The sequence below is a fragment of the Gilvimarinus sp. 1_MG-2023 genome, from assembly GCF_030548285.1.
The window spans coordinates 1-392 of the sequence record NZ_JAUOSC010000271.1 but is presented as its reverse complement, the minus strand read 5'-3'; the positions used below and the strand labels follow the sequence as shown (position 1 = coordinate 392).

The following is a 392-nucleotide window of genomic DNA, read 5'->3' as shown; positions in this document are numbered from 1 at the left end:
GGCTTGATGGAAGCTGTTCCACAGCTTGAAAAACGTACTCAATATGTTGCCACCATGGCAAACATTGCCACCCTGATGGGACTGCTGGGTACCATTATGGGTCTGATCGCGGCCTTTACCGCGGTTGCCAACGCAGCTCCGGCAGAAAAAGCCACGCTGCTGTCACAAAGTATCTCGGTTGCGATGAACACCACCGCATTTGGTTTGATGGCTGCTATTCCGCTGCTGTTGCTGCATACCTACCTGCAAACCAAAACCAATGAAATTGTCGACAGCATTGAAATGGCCGGAGTGAAGTTCCTGAACATCATTACCGAGCGCAAGCAAGGTCAATCCACTACCGGCAACAAGTGAGATGTAATTTCCAATGAGACGCCAACGCAATCAAGAAC

General features: G+C 50.0%; 1 protein-coding gene. It reads left to right on the top strand.

Annotation, left to right across the window (positions count from 1 at the left end):
• Positions 1-354: MotA/TolQ/ExbB proton channel family protein (locus Q4563_RS16750; protein WP_303605295.1), on the top strand; the 354-nt coding region annotated here is incomplete at its 5' end.
• Positions 355-392 lie beyond the last annotated feature (38 nt).